A 17,987-nucleotide genomic window follows, 5' to 3' on the forward strand; every position below is an offset into this window, starting at 1 on the left:
ACCCGTGGTCGGTACGCCCTGTGCACGCCCTCTTCCGCGACGCGAGGCCTCCGGTCGTCAGATCCGTCCGCCGGTCAAGCGGGTGATCGGACCGTGCGTGTGGCGACCGGCGCGGCGGCCCGCCGCGTACGACGTCGCGCTCAGCACCGTCAGGCCCGCGCCCACGCCCGCGGCGACGAGCTTTCGCTGGGCGATCACCGTCCAGGCCGTCTTGGCGACAGCCGCGGCCTGCCCCGAGGCGGCGATGACGGTCTGCCGACCGGCCTCGACGCTCTTGGCCGCGGTGTGCGCGGCCCCGCCGACCGTCCCGGCCGTATGCTCCGCCGCGTCCTTGCCCGCCGACGCGACGTCGTCCGTCTTCGCCGCGGCTGTCTCCGCCGCCTTGGTCGCGGGGGCCGTGGCCTTCGCCGTGGTGCGCCGGGCCTTCGCCGCCGTGGATCGCGCGGGTGCGGAATCTTGGTTCGTCTGCTCGTTCGATTCACTCATGGACATCGCGTTACCGCTCGCTTCGACGGCAAACACGCTCCGTCAAGAGTGGGTACGCCGTCAGCCGATGTGGTAGCTGTCGCCGTAGATCTTCCAGTCCAGTGGCGGATCGTGCAGGCTCGGCCTCGGTGGAGCCCGGCACAGGTGGTTTCAGAAGTGGCGTGGCAGGCGGACGACCTGGACGAAGAAGTCGTCGATCTGGCGGACCGCGGCGATGAACTGGTCGAGGTCGACCGGCTTGGTGACATAGGCGTTGGCGTGCAGCTTGTAGCTGCGCAGGATGTCCTCCTCGGCCGCGGAGGTGGTGAGGACGACGACCGGGATGTGCGACAGCTCCGGGTCGGACTTGATCCTCTCCAGGACCTGACGGCCGTCGTACTTGGGCAGGTTCAGGTCGAGCAGGATGAGGTCGGGCTGCGGCGCCTCGGTGTGCTCGCCGCGCCGGTAGAGGAAGTCCAGCGCTTCCTCGCCGTCCCTGACGACGTGGAGCGTGTTGCCGATCTTGTTGTCCTCGAACGCCTCACGGGTCATCAGCTCGTCGCCGGGATCGTCCTCCACGAGGAGCACGTCGATGGGGCTGGCGGCTGGGGTGGTCATGTCAGAGCCTTTTCCTCGGTGCCGATACCGGACGCCTCCGGTGGTTCGGTGACGATGGACGGGAGGGTGAAGCAGAAGCGCGTGCCGTCCGTGTGAGCGGTGTCGATCCAGATCCTGCCACCGTGCTGTTCCACGATCTTCTTGCACAGGGCCAGACCGATGCCGGTACCACCGTAGGCGTCCCGGCCGTGCAGCCGCTGGAAGATGATGAAGACCTTCTCCGTGAACGGCTCCGGAATGCCGATGCCGTTGTCCTGGACGGACACGAGCAGGCTGTCGGGGTCGTCCGGATCCGTGCCGCAGGTGATGGACACGTGCGGAGCGCGGTCGGGATGGCGGAACTTGAGGGCGTTGCCGACCAGGTTCTGCCAGAGCATGGCCAGCAGGGTGGGGTCCCCGACGACCTCGGGCAGTTGCTCGGGGCGGTCGACGCGGGCGTCGGACTCCTCGACGGCGGTCCCGAGGTTGGCCAGTGCCTTGTCGAGCGCCTGGTCGAGACCGACGGGCACCCGGGCGTCGTTGACGCGTCCGACCCGGGAGAAGGTCAGCAGGTCGTTGATGAGGACCTGCATACGCCGGGCGCCGTCGACCGCGAAGTCGACGTACTGCCGGCCGCGGTCGTCGAGCGTGTCGCCGTAGCGCTTCTCCAGCAGCTGGCAGAAGGAGGCGACCTTGCGCAGCGGCTCCTGCAGATCGTGCGAGGCGACGTAGGCGAACTGCTCCAGTTCCGCGTTGGAGCGGCGCAGTTCCTCGGCCTGGGCGTCCAGGTCGGCGGCCTGCCGGGTCAGTTCCTGCTGTTGTTCGCGGGAGGCCTCGAGTTCGGCAACGATGTGCCAGCGCATGCCCTCGACGGCATTGGCCACCGCGGTCAGGTCGGCCGGACCGCCACCGGTGATGACGTAGGCGAAGTCACCTCCCGACACCCGCCTCGACGCCGTGCCCAGTGCCTCCAGGGGCCGTGTCACCAGGACCCGGACCAGGACGGCGCAGGCGGCGCCGGCCAGCAGGAAGACCGCGACCATGCCGGCCAGGACCCAGTTGCGCACGGTGCGCTCATGCACGAGATGGGAGCGGCCCTTCTCCACCGCCTTCGTCAGGTCGGTGTTCTGCCTGTCCCACAGGGTGCGCAGCCGGTCGAACTCCTTCTTGCCCTGATCGGCCATCCGCTGGTCCAGAGGCTTGGGGCGGCCGGGGGTGACCGAGGCCGCGAGGGGTTCGGCGTAGGTACGGCGCCAGTCGGCCGCCTGGCTTTCGATCGCCTTGAGGTCCGTCAGCAGCTCGGGCCGGTCGCCGATGAGCGCGCGCAGCCGGGCCGTCGAGTTCGCCTCGTCCTGTTTGCCCTGGGTGTACGGGTCGAGGAACTGCCGGTCGGCGGTGGCCGCGTAGCCGCCGATGCCCGTCTCCTGGTCGACCAGTGCCGCCTGCAGCCGGTACGCCTCGGTCTGGGCGGGCTGGACACGCCTCAGCAACTGGTCGCTCACCTCCGCCGTCCGGCCCAGCAGACCGGCGCCGACCACGCTGCCGACCACCACCAGCAACGTCATGGCGGCCAACAGCAGGAAGAACCAGCCCTGTACCGTCAGCCGGCGCCCGCTCCACGCCGCGCCCGTCCCTCGCCCCACCGTGTGCTCCGCCTCCACGTTCCCGCTCACTCAGTTCCAGTTCAGATGGACGACGGCCACGTCGTCGGCGAGGCCGCCCCGCGCCTCGGCCAGGCTCTCGGCCTTCTCGATCAGCCGGTCGACGAACGCCTCGGGTTCCAGGCCGGCTTCCTTCCGGGCGAGGGCCAACAGCCCTTCCTCGCCGAGGCGTTCGGTGCCGCGGCTCACATGCCCCTCGAACAGGCCGTCCGTGAACAGCACCACGGACGTCCCCGTCGGCACCGGCAGTTCCGCGGTCGGCCACCACGCACCGCCGGGGACCATGCCCAGCGCGGGTCCGCCGGGCACCTCCACCCAGTCCACGTCCGTGCCGGTGCGCCGGAGCAGGCCGTGGTGACCGGCTCGTACGACGTGGGCCTGCTGCTCGCCCGGGACGGCGGCCAGGGTCACGAGGGTGGCGAAGACCTCGTCGCGGGCCCGTTCGGCCATCAGCAGTTCCTCGAGTCGGGCCATCTGGTCCGCGCCGGTGATTCCGCTGAGGACGAGGGTGCGCCAGGCGATCCGCAGGGCGACTCCCAGGGCCGCCTCGTCGGGGCCGTGCCCGGAGACGTCCCCTATGAGGGCGTGCAGGGTGCCGTCGGCGCTCTGGACGATGTCGTAGAAGTCACCGCCCAGCAGTGTCTGCGCACGGCCGGGCCGGTAGCGGGCCACGACCTGGACGCCCTCGGCGCGCAGGAGCGGCCGGGGCAGGAGTCCGCGTTCCAGGCGGGCGTTCTCCTGTGCCTGGAGCGCGCCCGCCTGGAGGGCGACCGCCGCCTGTTCGGTCTGCTTGCGCTGGATCGCGTAGCGCACCGCCCGCCCGAACAGTTCGGGTTCCACGCGGCCCTTCACCAGGTAGTCCTGTGCGCCGGCCGCGACGGCGGCGAGTCCGGTCTGTTCCTCGGCGAGCCCGGTGAGCACCACGATCGCGACCTGCTCTGCCAGTCTCTGCACCAGGGAGACGGCCTCCAGTCCGTGGGCGTCGGGCAGGTGCAGGTCGAGCAGGACGCAGTCGGGTGTCTCGGTGGCGAGCACCTCGGCGGCCTCGGTCATCGACCGCACCCATTTCAGCCGCATCTTCACGGCGCCGTCGACGACCAGTTCCTCCACGAGCACGGCGTCACCGGGATCGTCCTCCACGAGGAGAACCGACGGCTCCCAGTGGTCCCACGCCGCCTCGGTCCCGGCTTCCGCCGTGGACACCAACTCGGCAGCTCCAGTACCCGAGATCACTGTGCTTCCGCCCTCCCCACCGCATACGTGTCGCTTGCCGTCCGACTCTGCCAAGGACAATGCCGGAGCATAGCCAGCGCGACGATCCGAACTTCACCAGTCGCCCGCCATGACGGACACGAGGTCCGCCGGTGGGCGTCGGCCCCGGGCCGCGCCAGGCAGCGCCCTCGGCGGGCGGCCTCGGCCCTGTGGCCGGTTTTCACCGCATGGTCGGTTCCTTCACCGGGTTCGGAGGACTGCCGGGCGGTCGGTAGGTAACTCGACGCTGCTCTCCTTCAATACGGCCGACTGGTCCGGGAACATGTGCGTCAGCTCCCTGGCCTCCGGTGCGGGGTACCCCGCTTCCCCGCGTGTCGCACCTGTGTCAGCCGTCACTGACGTCGTCATCGTCCGCCCATCTCGAGACACGAGTTGTTCTGGCCGCGTTTACCCGCGTCCGGCGTCACCATGCCGACACCTCTTCTCCACATCCGGTGTCTTTTCTCGGACCCCCGGTTCCGATCGGCGTCGCGGGGAACCGGACAGGTCGGCAGAGAGGAGTCCCCGTGACCACCTACGTCATCACCGTCCCCGGCACGTTCCTGCGAGAAGTTCCCGAGAGCGTCTGCTCGGACATCGGGCGGAGCCTGCGACCTCGGGACCCCAGGAACACGGAGCTCGGGGAGAACGAGGAGCTGAGTCTGCTGACGGTGGAGGAGGACGGCAGGTTCGCCGCCCGGGTGGAGGTCGGGGCCACCGACCGGTCGCAGGCCGAGGCCGAGGCGGTACGGCTGGTTTCCCGGGCCCTGCGTGACAGTGGCCTTGCCGAGGAGGAGGCTTCGCTGGGCGCGGCGGTCGTGACGGGCATCGACAGCGAGTTCTGACCCGGACGCCTGACCGGGCCGTATGGTTCGCGGCCGGTACGGGGGATGGCGTCCCCGGCCCTGGCGGGCGAGGATGTTCCTTCGCGAAGTGCAGTCCCGCCCACCGCGGTTCACGGCGTTTCCGGTGTCCTGCGCGGCAGGGCGGACGACGTCGGCCCGCCGGTCCTGAAGGAGCCTGGGGATGGGTTCACACGCAGCGCCGCGCCGACACAGGCGATTCCTGGTGACGGCCGCCGGTCTCCTGCTCCTGAGTGGCGGCCTCCTGGGCCTCCCCCGGGCCGACGGGGCACCCGCTCCGGCCGACGCCTGCCACACCGCCTCCACACGCCTGCCCCGCGGCGACTGCGGACCCTTCTGGCAGGTCCTCGCCGAGGACTTCAACGGCGACCGGGTGCCGCTGGGTTCGTTCAGCGACTGTGAGCACGACGTCGACACCTCCGCGGCCCACTGCGGGGGCCTCAAGGGCAAGTACCGCGACAACTGGTGGGCGTATCCGACCGGTTGGCCCGACACGGCCGAGAGCCGGGGGCGGGACGTGGTGGGTGTCTACCATCCGGAGGACACCGTGAGCGTCGGTCCCGCGCCGAACGGCGACGGGCGGATGTCCATCCGGATGTGGCGGCCCGCCGGCGGGGGCCCGGTGCACGCGGCGGCTGTGGTGCCGCGTGCGGTGATGCAGATGAAGTACGGCAAGTACAGCGCGCGCATCAAGGTCACGAAGCTGGCGCCGGGATACAAGTCCGCGTGGCTGCACTACGGCGGGGGCTGCGAGATGGACCACCCCGAAGGTGAGTGGACCGGTTCCCTCAGCTCCTTTCACCATCCGTGCGGCGGGGGCGAGCAGGGCTACTTCCCGGGCAGCGACGACTGGACGCAATGGCACACCGTTTCTACGGAGTGGACGCCGGGCCACGTCCGGTTCTTCGTCGACGGCAGGCTGACCGGTCACGACACCCGGGGCGTGCCGGACCGGCCGCTGTCCTGGGTGCTGCAGAACGAGAGCGCGCTGGAGGGGCCCGGTGCGGCGCCGGGCAGCAGCGCGCAGCTCGATGTCACATGGGTGGCGGCGTACGCGTACGACTGGAAGTGATCAGTCCGTCGGCGTTCCCCTCGTACGGCACGGCTGCGGGTCCTTTCAGCACGGGGCCCTGGTAGTGCTCGGCGGTCAGCGTCGGCGCAGGGACGGGTCGAGCAGCGAGGGCGGGGTGTCGAACTTCTCGTGCGCCGCAAGGTCGGTCCCGGGGGCCACGATCTCGTCGATCGCGTCGAGCACGTCGGCGGACAACGCGGTGTCCGCGGCGGCGAGTTGGGCGTGCAGGTGCTCCACTGTGCGCGGGCCGAGGAGGGCGCTGGTCACGCCGGGATGGGCGGTCACGAAACCGAGGGCGAGCTGGATCAGCGTGAGACCGGCCTCGTCGGCGACCCTCGCCAGCCGCTCCACCGCGTCGAGCCTGGTCCGGTTGGCGGGGAGCGCGGTGTCGAAGCGTTCGGGCATGAACGTCGAGCGCTGGGTGACGGTCGTCCGGCCCTCACGGATCGCGCCGGAGAGCCAGCCGGAGGCCAGCGGGCTCCACACCAGTACGCCGAGGCCGTACTCCTGGGTGACGGGCAGGACATGGGTCTCGATGCCGCGCTGGAGGACGGAGTAGCTGGGCTGTTCGGTGACGTAGCGGCTCAGGTGGTGTTCGCGGGCGGCCCACTGGGCCTGCACGATGCGGTGGGCGGGGAAGGTGGAGGAGCCGAAGTAGCGGATCTTTCCGGCTCGTTGGAGGTCGGTCAGGGCCGACAGCGTCTCCTCGTCGCTGGTGTTCGGGTCCCAGCGGTGGATCTGGTAGAGGTCGACATGGTCGACGCCGAGGCGGCGCAGGCTGGCTTCCAGTTCGGTGACCAGCCAGCGGCGTGAACTGCCCTGGTGGTTGCGTTCGTTGCCGATGGGCATGCCGGCCTTGGTGGCCAGCACGATGTCGTCGCGGCGGCGGCCGGCGACGGCCTTGCCGACCATCTCCTCCGACTCGCCGTCGCCGTACATGTCGGCGGTGTCGATGACGTTGACACCGGCTGCGAGAGCGGCGTCGACGATCGCGGTCGCCTCGTCCTGGGTGGTGCGGCCGATCCGGCCGAAGTTCATCGCGCCGAGCGCGAGGGAGCTGACCTGTACACCGGTGCGGCCCAAGGTGCGGTACTGCATGAGCGTGTTCCTCCACTGCGGATGGAGCCGTGCGTCAGGGCATGGCTTGGTTGCCGGGGTCCGCTCTGCCATCATGAGCAAACGGAACCTCGTTCCGGAACGACGATACGGAACACTGTTCCGTTTTTGCAAGGTCGGTTGTGGAGGAAGCGGCACGGTGAACGACAGCGACGACGGCGCGGGGCGTACGACACCCCGGCGCAAGGACGCCCGGCGCAACAAGGAGGCCCTGCTCGACGCGGCCGCCGCGGTGTTCGTCACCAAGGGCGTGGAGGCACCGGTGCGTGACATCGCGGCCGCGGCCGGTGTCGGTGTGGGCACGATCTACCGGCACTTCCCCACCCGGGCGGACCTGATCATCGCCGTGTACCGGCACCAGGTCGACGCCTGCGCCGAGGCGGGCCCGGCGCTGCTGGAGAGCAGCGCGAGCGCGCACGCGGCTCTGGAGCAGTGGATCAACCTCTTCGTCGACTTCCTGGCCACCAAGCACGGGCTCGCCGGGGCGCTTCAGGCCGCCAACACCGGGTTCGACACCCTGCACGCCTACTTCCTCGACCGGCTCGTGCCCGTGTGCACACGGTTGCTCGACGCCGCGGCGAGCGCGGGTGAGATCCGCTCCGACATCGAGGCCTACGAGCTCATGCGCGGGGTCGGCAATCTCTGCGTCGGCGCGGACACCGACGCCGGTTACGATCCGCGGCGACTGGTCGGGATCCTCGTGGCGGGGCTGCGCCTGCCGCGCTGACCGGCCCCGGTGTCCGCGTCGCTCGGTGTTCCGGTCTCAGTCAGCCGGTTCGCGATCCGGCAGCGCGGCCCACCCGGCAGCACGGTGTTCGGCCGCCGCGGTCGGGGCCGTCTCGTCGAGGACCGCTGCGATTCCCTCGTGGGCCAGGGTCTCGGCGTGTCGGTGGCCGGGTTTCGGGGCCAGATCCAGGGCCTGGTCGGGGCGGCCCGCCAGGCGGCAGGTCTCGCCGTTGGCGCTGCGGAAGCGGGTCTTCCAGTGGTCCTCGAACAACGCCTCCAGCAGCGCGAACGCCTGCTCGTGGCATTCCATGGCCTCGTCATGGCGGCCCATCTGGCGCAGGGCGACACCCAGGCAGGCTCCCTACTCAGCGACGAGCTCTGGGACACGGCCGCGACCTGCTTCGACGAGAGGCAGATCGCCGGCGCAGGGGGCTGAACAGCTCCGGACTGCCGTACCCCGACAACTGAATGAAGATGTACCCATCCGCCCGTGGACCAGGAGGAACCGTCGTGAAGGACACCCAGAGGACCGCCAAGCGTACGACCGCGGCCGCGAAGAAGACCGAGACCTTCACCGCCGAGGAGCGCGCCGCGATGAAGGAACGCGCCCAGGAGGTCAAGGCGTCGGCGCGCCGCAGCTCGCGTGCCGACAAGGCGGCGGAGGACGAGGCCGCCGTGGTCGCGAAGATCGCAGAGATGGAGGACGCGGACCGGGCCATGGCCGAACGGATCCACGCGGTCGTCAAGGCCAGCGCACCCGGCCTCGCGCCGAAGCTCTGGTACGGGATGCCCGCGTACGCCAAGGACGGCAAGGTCGTCTGTTTCTTCCAGAGCGCGCAGAAGTTCAACGCGCGGTACGCGACCTTCGGTTTCAACGACAAGGCGAACCTCGACGAGGGCACCATGTGGCCGACCGCTTTCGCACTCACGAAGCTCACCGCCGCCGACGAGGCGCGGATCGCTGAGCTCGTGAAGAGGGCGGCGGGCTGAACGGGGAGAGGTGGCGAGAGATGCAGAGGCCGACGAACACCCCAGGTCCGACTGGGTTGTTCGTCGGCCTGTGCACGTTGGATGTCATCCAGCTGGTGGACCAGGTGCCGGGCTCCAACGAGAAACTGACGGCCCATGAGCAGGTCGTCGCCGCGGGCGGTCCGGCGGCGAACGCGGCCGTGACGTTCAGCCACCTGGGCGGTACGGCCACGCTGCTCACCGCGATCGGCGCCCATCCCCTGGGAGTCGCGGTCAGAGCGGACCTGGAACGGCTGGGTGTGACCGTGTCGGACCTCGCGGCCGCCTCGACCGAGCCGCCGGCCGTGTCGTCCATCCTGGTCACCGCGTCGAGCGGGGACCGTGCCGTCGCCTCGACCAACGCGACCGGGTACCGGCTCACAGCGCCGGACGATCTCGACACCCTCGTGTCCGCCTGCGACATCGTGGAGTTCGACGGCCACCACATGGAACTGGCCACGCCAACCGCCCGCGCCGCGCGTGCCGCCGGTCGGCGGACCGTCCTCGACGGGGGCAGCTGGAAGGCCGGTACGGAGCGACTGCTGCCGTGGATCGACGTCGCCGTCTGCTCGGAGGACTTCCGACCCCCCGGGACGCGTACGCCGACGGACACCCTGCGGTTCCTGAGGGAGCATGGAGTCGTTTGGTCTGCGGTCAGTCGCGGCGGGCGGCCCATCGTGTGGGCGACTCCCGACGGCAGCGGCACCGTGGACGTGCCTGCCGTGCGGGTGGCGGACACCCTGGGCGCGGGTGACGTCCTCCATGGGGCACTCACCCATCGCCTCGCCACTCACGGGCACTTGACCTCGCGGGGGTTCACCGAGGCCCTGCGCGAGGCGGCCGTGGTGGCCTCCCGGGCATGTGCCTCCTTCGGCACTCGGGCTTGGACGCGGGAACCGTGAGACACATCGGATCTATCCAGCTCCATTGACGCACAGCGACCCCAACCCTATGTTGCAACGCGGGACAGCTCCGATGATTCACCGAGTCGAGCCGAGCCTGTCTGGAGGCACCATGCCCTCTCCCGCCATGCCCGATCCGTCCAGACGTACCGTCCTCGCCACCGGAACCGCCCTGAGCGGCGCGCTCGTCGCGCCTGGCCTGACGACCGCTCAGAAGGCAGCGGCGGCAACACCTCCGTCCGGCGACCCCTGGCGCACCGTTCTCGACGACGCCGACATGGTCTGGCAGCGCATGCCCACGGCCTGGTACGAAGGCCCGTTCCTCGGGAACGGTTTTCTCGGCTCCGGGATCTACGCCGAGCCCGATGCCGAGACCACAGCCGTGCGCTTCAACATCCAGCACTCCGAAGTACAGGACCACCGCCCCGAGTTCGGGTCCCTCTTCGGTCTCGCCCGGCTGCCGATCGGGTACTTCACCCTTGAGCCGGTGGGCGCGATCACCGGACTCGACTGGCGACTGTCACTTCAGAACGCCGAGTTGACCGGCACACTCACCACCGGGAAAGGCACCCTGGCCCTGCGCGCCCAGGTCCACAACGACCGCTCGGTCCTCGCCGTGGAAGTGACGCCGAGCCAGGGCGAACGCGGCTTCCGCTGGGTGTTCCATCCGGCGGACGCGATCAGCCCACGGGCCGCGTTCAAGCCACTCCCGGACGGCTACGAGGGCAACCCGCCCGCCCGGATCGCCGACCACGACGGGATCACCGCCGCCGTGCAGCCGCTGCTGGCGGGCGGACACCATGTCACCGCGTGGCGGGAACGGGCCAGGGGCCGGACGCGGACGCTCTACGTGCACGTGGCTCACTCGCACCCGAGGACCACGGCCCTCGGCCGGGCACTCCAAGCGGTCCGCCGGGCCGAACAACTCCCCTACTCCGCCCTGGCGGTGGACCACCGCGCGTGGTGGCACGCCTACTACCGCAAGAGCTTCCTGTCGCTCCCCGACGCCCGTATCCAGCGCTTCTACTGGATCCAGCTGTACAAGACCGCGTCCGCCGCCCGCCGCGACGCCCCGGTGATGGCGACGAGCGGCCCCTGGCTGGAGCCCACCCCCTGGCCCAACACCTGGTGGAACCTCAACGCCCAGCTGGAGTACTGGCTCATCCACGGCTCCAACCATCTCGAACTCGACGCCATCACCCGGGCGTTGAGCGAGTTCCGGGACAACCTCACCCAGGAGACGCCGGCGCCGTACCGCACCGACTCTCTCGGCATCCCCCGCACCACCGATCCCCGGCTCGTCAACGGCGCGGCCAGCACCCTCATGGGCTACGGCGTCGGCATCCCCGGCCAGGATCCGCCCACCCCCGAAGTCGGCAATCTCACCTGGGCGTTGCACAACGTCTGGCTCAGCTATCGCCACACGATGGACGGGACGATCCTCCGGGACGTGCTGTTCCCCCTCCTCCGCAAGGCGATCAACTACTACCTGCACTTCCTCGAACCCGGCCCGGACGGCAAGCTCCACCTGCCCGCCACCTTCTCCCCCGAGTACGGCGGCGACTCGCGCGACTGCAACTACGACCTGATGCTGCTGACCTGGGGCTGCCGCACACTCCTCGACTCCGCCGAACTCCTCGGCATCGACGACCCGTTGGCGCCCCGCTGGCGCGAGGTCCTGGCGAAACGCGTCCCGTACCCGACGGACACGAACGGCTTCATGATCGGCGCGGACATCCCCTTCGCGAAGTCGCACCGCCACTACTCGCATCTGCTCGCGGTCTACCCGCTGTACGAGGTGACCGGGCGCACGCCCGAGGAACGCGCCCTGATCGAACGGTCATTGGCGCACTGGGTCGGCTTCGAGGGCGCCCTGCAGGGCTACACCTTCACCGGCGCCGCCTCCATGTCGGCACTGCTCGGCAAGGGCGAGGACGCGCTGGGGTACCTCGGCGAGCTGATGACCCGTTTCATCCAGCCCAACACCATGTACCAGGAGTCGGGGCCGGTCATCGAGACGCCCCTGTCGGCGGCCCAGTCACTGCACGACATGGTGTGCCAGTCGTGGGGCGGTGTCATCAGGGTGTTCCCCGCACTGCCCGCCGTCTGGAAGGACCTCGCCGTGCACTACTTCCGCACCCAGGGCGCCTTCCTGCTCAGCGCGGTCCGCCAGGGCGGCACCACCCGCTGGGTACGGCTGACCAGCGAGGCGGGTGCCCCCTGCGTCGTACGCCATGGGATCGCGGGGCCGATCGAGGTGCGGGACGGGCGAGGCCGTCCCCTGCGTCACGCGGACGCCGGGGACGGCACCGTCCGTATCGCGTTGCGCAAGGGCGAGTCGGCGCTCGTCACCGCCAGGGGTGATCGCCCCGACCTGAGCATCGCGCCCGTCCGCCCGGACGAGGAAGCCCCTCGCTGGGGGCTGCCCATTTAGTCGACCAGGCTCACGACCTGCGGCCGCGCACGTTCCAGCCGCTGCCGATGCCCGCCACATGCAGGGCGAGCACCATGAGACCGAGCAGCATGATGTTCGTCGACGTGAACGTGTCATTGGTCGAGATGTCCGCTGCGTTGATCAGAAAGGAGATGAAGAACAGGACCGCGGAAACGATGGCCAGCATGGTGCCCACCCCTTCGGATGACTGAAGTCATGACGCCCCGTGCAACCCGAATGCCCCCAACTCGTCGGTGTATGCGGACCCGTTGCGACTAGGGCCGCAACATGTTCGACCAGTCGGACATCGTTCGAAACCTCTTGACGCCCCAGCACAAAGCGATTGACACTCTCGCAACACGACGTCACACAGCCGAAACGGCAGGGTGCCCAGGCCGAGGCCCCGCCACGCCTCAGCAGGGAACCCCACATGACGTACTTCGCACGTCCGCGCACCCGCGCGAGACGCTGGGCGGGCCGCCTCGCCGGTCTGACCACCGCGTCACTGCTCCTGGGCCTCGCCGCACCCATGGTCCCCGCCCAGGCGGCGGACACCGCGGACGTCACCGAGGGACTGGCCCTCTGGTACAAGCTGGACGGCGCCTCGGGCAGCACCGTCCCGGACGCCTCCGGCCACGGCCGCGACGGCACGGTGAACGGGACCGCCGACTGGTCGGACCCCGCGCAGGGGCTCGCCTTCAACGGCACCGACACCTACATCAAGGTGCCGGACGACGTCATGAAGGGCATGGCCTCGATCACGGTCTCCACGGACGTGCTGATCGACTCGGCGCAGTCCACGCCGTACTTCGTCTACGGCTTCGGCAACTCCAGCGGCAGCAACGGCGACGGGTACCTGTTCGCCACCGGCAACTCCCTGCGCACCGCGATCGCGAGCGGCAACTGGTCGACCGAGCAGAACACCAGGCCCGCCGACTCGCACAACCTGGCCCGTGGGGTGTGGAAGCAGCTCACCTACACCCAGACCGGCACCACCGGCATCCTCTACGAGGACGGCGTCGAGGTCGGCCGCAACACCTCGGTCACCATCACGCCCGGCTCCATCGGCGCCGGCTCCACCACCGCCAACTACATCGGCAAGTCGGTCTACTCGGGCGACAAGCTCTTCAAGGGCCGCATCCGGGACTTCCGCGTCTACGACCGCGCCCTGGACCCCGCCGAGGTCGACGAGCTGACCCTGCCGATCGCAGCGGCGGGCGTCGCCGCCGACAAGGCCGCACTGAGCCTCGGCGACACCAGCGCGGTCACGGCCGACCTCACCCTGCCGAAGTCCGGCACGGCCGGCGGGTCGACGATCACCTGGGCCAGCGACAACACCGGCGTGGTGTCCGACTCCGGCAAGGTGACCCGGCCCGCCGCCGGTGAACCCGACGGCCACGCCACGCTCACGGCGACCCTGAAGAAGGGTTCCGCGACCGACTCCAAGAGCTTCGACGTCACGGTCCTGCCGGACTTCGACGACCGGACGGCCACCGAGAAGGCCACCGAGAACCTCGCCGTCCACAACGTCGACGACGTGCGCGGCAACCTGACCCTCCCGTCCAGGGGCGACTACGGCACGGCCGTCTCCTGGTCCTCCGCCGACAAGGAGGTCGTCGGGGACGACGGGGTGGTCCACCGCCCCGCGCACGGCGCCGGCGCCACCACCGCGGAACTGACCGCCACCGTCACCAAGGGCACGGCGAAGGCGACCCGCACCTTCACCGCGAAGGTCCCCGAACTCCCCGCGAAGCAAGCCCTCAAGGGCTACATGTTCAGTTACTTCACCGGCGAGGGCACCTCGGACGGCGAGCAGCTCTACGCCGCGCTCAGCAAGGGCGACGACCCCATGAAGTGGCGGGAGTTGAACGACGGCAAGCCGGTCCTGACCTCCACGCTCGGCGAGAAGGGCCTGCGCGACCCGTTCATCATCCGCTCCCCCGAGGGCGACAAGTTCTACCAGATCGCCACCGACCTGAGGATCTACGGCAACGGCGACTGGGACGCGTCCCAGCGCACCGGCAGCAAGTCCATCATGGTCTGGGAGTCCACCGACCTGGTCCACTGGAAGAACCAGCGGCTGGTCAAGGTCTCCCCCGACAGCGCGGGCAACACCTGGGCGCCCGAGGCGTACTACGACACCGAGCTCGGTGAGTACGTCGTCTTCTGGGCGTCGAAGCTGTACGACAACGAGGCCCACTCCGGCGACACGTACAACCGCATGATGTACGCGACGACCCGCGACTTCTACACGTTCAGTGAGCCCAAGGTCTGGATCGACCGCGGCTACTCGGTCATCGACTCCACGATGATCCAGGACAAGGGCACCTACTACCGCCTGTCGAAGGACGAGCGGAACAACACCTCCTCCACGCCCAACAGCAAGTTCATCTTCGAGGAGAAGAGCGACTCGATCCTCAACCTGAACTGGACCGCCGTCGCGGAGGGCATCGGCAAGGGCGCGATGAACGCGGCCGAGGGGCCGCTGGTCTTCAAGTCGAACACCGAGGAGAAGTGGTACGCCTTCCTCGACGAGTTCGGCGGCCGCGGCTACATCCCCTTCGAGACCACCGACCTGGACTCCGGCAACTGGACCCCGGTCGCCGACTACGACCTCCCGGCCAAGCCGCGCCACGGCACCGTCCTGCCGGTCACCCAGGCCGAGTACGACCGTCTCCTGCGCGCCTACCAGCCGGACCAGCTCGTGGAGAGCGTCGAGGGCATCCAGGTGAAGACACGGATCGGTGAGGCACCGGTCCTGCCCGCCACCGTGATCGCCACCTACGCCGACGGCATCAAGCGTCCCGTCTCCGTCGCCTGGGAGGACGTCCCGGCCTCCAAGTACGCCCAGGCGGGCACCTTCACGGTCACCGGCAGCCTGCCCGACGGCGCCGCGATCCCGGTCCGGGCCGAGGTCACCGTCTCGCAGGAGGGCCCAGACGTCCCGGCCGACCTGCTCCTGCACTACGGCTTCGACGAGACGGGCGGCAACATCGCGGTCGACTCCAGCGGCCACGGGTACCACGGCACCTATGTGGGTACGCCCGCCTTCGGAACCGGCGTCGAGGACGGCTCGTTCAAGATGTCCGGCGACTCCGGCTCGCCTTATGTGAAGATCCCCAACGGTGTGCTGAAGAACGCCGACAGCGTGACCGTGTCGACCTACGCCAAGTGGAAGGGCGGCAGCAGCTTCCAGTGGCTGTTCGGACTCGGCCCGGACAGCGACAGGTACCTGTTCGCCACGCCCTCCAACGGCGGCAACAGCCTCTACTCGGCCATCACGAAGGCGAGTTGGTCGGCGGAGTCGAAGTTGACGGCCGGCTCGCAGCTGACGCCCGGTGAGTGGCGGCACGTCACTGTCACCCTCGACGGGGCGACCGGCACGATGGTCCTCTACGTCGAGGGCGTCGAGGCGGCCCGCACCACGACCACCATCAAGCCGTCCGAGCTGTACGACGCGGACAAGGACTACAGCGGCTACATCGGCAGGTCCCTGTACTCGGCCGACCCGTACTTCGGCGGCGAGGTCGACGACTTCCGCATCTACGACCGTGCCCTCACCGCCGCGGAGGTCATGGAGCTCAGCGGCAACACCGCGGGCATCGCGAAGGCCACGCTGGCGGACCTGAAGGTCGACGCGATCATCGACAACGCGGACAGCAAGGTCACCCTTCCGATGAAGGAGGGCACCGATCTCACCGCGCTGGCACCGGAGTTCACCCTCGCGCACGGCGCGGCGATCAGCCCCGCCTCCGGCAGCGTGCAGGACTTCAGCAAGCCGGTGACGTACGAGGTGACCGGGTCCGACGGCAAGAAGCGCACCTGGACGGTCTCGGCGCTCGTCATGAGGAGCCCGGTACTGCCGGGCCTCAACGCCGACCCGAACATCGTGCGGTTCGGCGACACCTTCTACATCTACCCGACCACCGACGGCTTCGAGGGCTGGAGCGGCACGCAGTTCAAGGCCTACTCCTCCACCGACCTGGTCCACTGGAAGGACCACGGCGTCATCCTCGACCTCGGTCCCGACGTCTCCTGGGCGGACAGCAGGGCCTGGGCGCCGACGATCGCCGAGAAGGACGGGAAGTACTACTTCTACTTCTGTGCCGACGCGAACATCGGTGTCGCCGTCTCGGACTCGCCGACGGGTCCGTTCAAGGACGCGCTGGGTCAACCGCTGCTGAAGGCGGGCCAGTTCAGCGGCCAGATGATCGACCCGGCCGTGTTCACGGACGACGACGGGCAGTCGTACCTCTACTGGGGCAACGGGCACGCCTACGTGGCACCGCTGAACGCCGACATGACCTCCCTCGACCTCACGAAGATGAAGGACATCACGCCCAGCGGCTACAACGAGGGCACCTTCGTCATCAAGCGGGGCGGCACCTACTACTTCATGTGGTCGGAGAACGACACCCGCGACGAGAACTACCGCGTCGCCTACGCCACCGGCCCCTCCCCCACCGGCCCCTGGACCAGGCGGGGCGTGATCCTGGAGAAGGACCTCTCACTCGGCATCAAGGGCCCCGGCCACCACTCGGTCGTCCAGGTGCCGGGTACCGACGACTGGTACATCGCCTATCACCGGTTCGCCATCCCGGGCGGTGACGGCATGCACCGTGAAACGACGGTCGACAAGCTGGAGTTCGACGCCGACGGCCTGATCAAGAAGGTCGTGCCCACCCTGACGGGCATCGATCCGGTGAGCATCGTGCACGCCGGTGCGGACGCCGAAGGCAAGGAGGGCGACGCGATCGCGCTCAAGGGCACGATCTCCGGTGCGGGCAGCCCGCAGTGGACCGTCGAGGCGGGAGCACCCTGCGCCTTCGCCGATCCCAAGTCGGCGGCCACGACGATCACTTGCACCGACAACGGCGCCTACACGGTCACCCTGACCGGCGGCCGCAGCAGCGACACGGCAACCGTCGAGGTGGCCAACGCGGCACCCGCCGTCGCCTCCGCCGCGGGCCCGCGGTCACCGGTGTCGGTGGGCAGGCGCACGGTCGTCACGGCCGAGTTCACCGACGCCGGCACGAGCGACACGCACGCCTGCCTGGTGGACTGGAAGGACGGCAGCGCACCGCAGTCCGGCACGGTCACCGCCTCGGGCTGCCGGGCCGAGCACACGTACGCCGAGGCCGGGATCCGACGTCCGGTGATCACCGTCACCGACGACGACGGCGCCTCGGACGGCAGGACGCTTCCCGAGCTGATCGTCTACGACCGCTCCGCCGGTCCCGCGCTCGGCACCGGCGTCATCGGCTCTCCGGCCGGCGCCTACCCCCCGAAGCCGAACCTGACGGGCAAGGCCGCCTTCTCCTTCGCCGCGGCCTACGCACCAGGAGTCGTCACCCCGGTCGGACAGGTCTCCTTCGACTTCGGCCCGGCCAAACTGAAGTTCCGCTCCACCGGCTCCGACTGGCTCGTGGTGACCGGCTCCCAGGCCGTCTACCAGGGATCCGGCACAGTGGGCGGCAAGAGCGGGTACGCCTTCCGCGTCACCGCCACCGATGCCCCGGACACCTTCCGTCTCAAGGTCTGGAAGAAGTCCGGCGGTGAGGTCGTCTACGACAACCTGACCGGCTCGAAGGTCACCGGCAACGTCGCCGTCGGCGGTAGCCACCGTTAGTCCCGCCCCACCGAGCCCCGTCGACAGCCACACTGTCGACGGGGCTCTGCGTTTGCAAAGCGCTGCTCGATCGCTGCGATCCGCAACTCCAGCACGCCGTAGGGGCGTTGACGGCCCGAGCCGACAAATGGATGAGCGGAGTCGAGCCGTCGGGGCGCGGGAAAGGCCCGCTGTGCGGTCTTCGTGTGCTCCACCGCGAAGGGCGTTCGCGTCCGCGGCTGCCGCCGCCCGCGTTCTTCGGGTCGGCCAGGGCGCCCCACGGG

At 69.6% G+C, this 17,987-nt stretch carries 14 protein-coding genes; 7 read left to right on the forward strand and 7 right to left on the reverse strand.

Annotation, left to right across the window (positions count from 1 at the left end):
- Window positions 1-57: 57 nt before the first annotated feature.
- The 4 genes from AB0D34_RS28225 to AB0D34_RS28240 form a co-directional block, all read right to left on the reverse strand.
- Window positions 58-492, reverse strand: a complete 435-nt coding sequence (locus AB0D34_RS28225) for a hypothetical protein (RefSeq protein WP_362666120.1) — start codon at window positions 490-492, stop codon at window positions 58-60.
- 144 nt (window positions 493-636) lie between these two features.
- Entirely contained in the window at window positions 637-1,083 is a 447-nt protein-coding gene (locus AB0D34_RS28230) for a response regulator (protein WP_362666122.1), read from the reverse strand.
- Window positions 1,080-2,627, reverse strand: a complete 1,548-nt coding sequence (locus AB0D34_RS28235) for a CHASE3 domain-containing protein (RefSeq protein ID WP_362666383.1) — start codon at window positions 2,625-2,627, stop codon at window positions 1,080-1,082. Before AB0D34_RS28235 ends, AB0D34_RS28230 begins: the two co-directional genes overlap by 4 nt.
- Window positions 2,628-2,735: 108 nt before the next feature.
- Window positions 2,736-3,929, reverse strand: coding sequence for a fused response regulator/phosphatase (locus AB0D34_RS28240; RefSeq protein WP_362666385.1), 1,194 nt, complete (start codon window positions 3,927-3,929; stop codon window positions 2,736-2,738).
- Window positions 3,930-4,501: 572 nt separating this feature from the next.
- Here AB0D34_RS28240 and AB0D34_RS28245 point away from each other — a divergent pair.
- Both AB0D34_RS28245 and AB0D34_RS28250 read left to right on the forward strand, forming a co-directional pair.
- A complete protein-coding gene (locus AB0D34_RS28245) occupies window positions 4,502-4,819 on the forward strand; it encodes a hypothetical protein (RefSeq protein ID WP_362666124.1) in 318 nt (105 codons plus the stop codon).
- A 181-nt stretch (window positions 4,820-5,000) separates the two neighbouring features.
- On the forward strand, window positions 5,001-5,909 hold the full coding sequence (locus AB0D34_RS28250) for a glycoside hydrolase family 16 protein (protein WP_362666127.1): 909 nt from the start codon (window positions 5,001-5,003) through the stop codon (window positions 5,907-5,909).
- A gap of 75 nt (window positions 5,910-5,984) precedes the next feature.
- Here the strand turns inward: AB0D34_RS28250 and AB0D34_RS28255 are convergent, their stop codons facing one another.
- Window positions 5,985-7,007 (reverse strand): aldo/keto reductase, encoded by a 1,023-nt coding sequence (locus AB0D34_RS28255; RefSeq protein WP_362666129.1) that lies wholly within the window; start codon window positions 7,005-7,007, stop codon window positions 5,985-5,987.
- Between the two features lie 157 nt (window positions 7,008-7,164).
- On the opposite strand from AB0D34_RS28255, the gene AB0D34_RS28260 reads away from it, so the two are divergent.
- Window positions 7,165-7,752: a helix-turn-helix domain-containing protein gene (locus AB0D34_RS28260; protein ID WP_362666131.1), complete on the forward strand. Its 588-nt coding sequence runs from the start codon at window positions 7,165-7,167 to the stop codon at window positions 7,750-7,752.
- A 36-nt stretch (window positions 7,753-7,788) separates the two neighbouring features.
- Here the strand turns inward: AB0D34_RS28260 and AB0D34_RS28265 are convergent, their stop codons facing one another.
- Window positions 7,789-8,082, reverse strand: coding sequence for a hypothetical protein (locus AB0D34_RS28265; protein WP_362666133.1), 294 nt, complete (start codon window positions 8,080-8,082; stop codon window positions 7,789-7,791).
- A gap of 263 nt (window positions 8,083-8,345) precedes the next feature.
- Here AB0D34_RS28265 and AB0D34_RS28270 point away from each other — a divergent pair, with 263 nt between their 5' ends.
- The 3 genes from AB0D34_RS28270 (at window position 8,346) to AB0D34_RS28280 (ending at window position 12,095) form a co-directional block, all read left to right on the forward strand.
- The gene (locus AB0D34_RS28270) at window positions 8,346-8,741 is read left to right on the forward strand and encodes a DUF1801 domain-containing protein (RefSeq protein ID WP_362666387.1); all 396 of its coding nucleotides are present in this window, start codon (window positions 8,346-8,348) and stop codon (window positions 8,739-8,741) included.
- Window positions 8,742-8,761: 20 nt separating this feature from the next.
- Entirely contained in the window at window positions 8,762-9,661 is a 900-nt protein-coding gene (locus tag AB0D34_RS28275; protein ID WP_362666136.1) for a PfkB family carbohydrate kinase, read from the forward strand.
- 112 nt (window positions 9,662-9,773) lie between these two features.
- Complete coding sequence (locus tag AB0D34_RS28280; protein ID WP_362666138.1) at window positions 9,774-12,095, forward strand: Tat pathway signal sequence domain protein; 2,322 nt, start codon at window positions 9,774-9,776, stop codon at window positions 12,093-12,095.
- A 10-nt stretch (window positions 12,096-12,105) separates the two neighbouring features.
- Here the strand turns inward: AB0D34_RS28280 and AB0D34_RS28285 are convergent, their stop codons facing one another.
- Window positions 12,106-12,282: a hypothetical protein gene (locus AB0D34_RS28285; protein ID WP_362666140.1), complete on the reverse strand. Its 177-nt coding sequence runs from the start codon at window positions 12,280-12,282 to the stop codon at window positions 12,106-12,108.
- Between the two features lie 243 nt (window positions 12,283-12,525).
- Here AB0D34_RS28285 and AB0D34_RS28290 point away from each other — a divergent pair, with 243 nt between their 5' ends.
- The gene (locus tag AB0D34_RS28290) at window positions 12,526-17,724 is read left to right on the forward strand and encodes a family 43 glycosylhydrolase (protein ID WP_362666141.1); all 5,199 of its coding nucleotides are present in this window, start codon (window positions 12,526-12,528) and stop codon (window positions 17,722-17,724) included.
- Window positions 17,725-17,987 lie beyond the last annotated feature (263 nt).

The sequence above is a fragment of the Streptomyces sp. NPDC048420 genome, assembly GCF_040651535.1.
GTDB lineage: Bacteria > Actinomycetota > Actinomycetes > Streptomycetales > Streptomycetaceae > Streptomyces.

Coding starts and splice junctions, on each gene's coding strand:
- AB0D34_RS28265 (WP_362666133.1), bottom strand. CDS start 8,082: ATGGGCCGCCATGACGAGGCCATGGAATGCCACGAGCAGGCGTTCGCG.
- AB0D34_RS28280 (WP_362666138.1), top strand. CDS start 9,774: ATGCCCTCTCCCGCCATGCCCGATCCGTCCAGACGTACCGTCCTCGCC.
- AB0D34_RS28230 (WP_362666122.1), bottom strand. CDS start 1,083: ATGACCACCCCAGCCGCCAGCCCCATCGACGTGCTCCTCGTGGAGGAC.
- AB0D34_RS28250 (WP_362666127.1), top strand. CDS start 5,001: ATGGGTTCACACGCAGCGCCGCGCCGACACAGGCGATTCCTGGTGACG.
- AB0D34_RS28235 (WP_362666383.1), bottom strand. CDS start 2,627: ATGACGTTGCTGGTGGTGGTCGGCAGCGTGGTCGGCGCCGGTCTGCTG.
- AB0D34_RS28275 (WP_362666136.1), top strand. CDS start 8,762: ATGCAGAGGCCGACGAACACCCCAGGTCCGACTGGGTTGTTCGTCGGC.
- AB0D34_RS28255 (WP_362666129.1), bottom strand. CDS start 7,007: ATGCAGTACCGCACCTTGGGCCGCACCGGTGTACAGGTCAGCTCCCTC.
- AB0D34_RS28285 (WP_362666140.1), bottom strand. CDS start 12,282: ATGCTGGCCATCGTTTCCGCGGTCCTGTTCTTCATCTCCTTTCTGATC.
- AB0D34_RS28225 (WP_362666120.1), bottom strand. CDS start 492: ATGTCCATGAGTGAATCGAACGAGCAGACGAACCAAGATTCCGCACCC.
- AB0D34_RS28270 (WP_362666387.1), top strand. CDS start 8,346: ATGAAGGAACGCGCCCAGGAGGTCAAGGCGTCGGCGCGCCGCAGCTCG.
- AB0D34_RS28290 (WP_362666141.1), top strand. CDS start 12,526: ATGACGTACTTCGCACGTCCGCGCACCCGCGCGAGACGCTGGGCGGGC.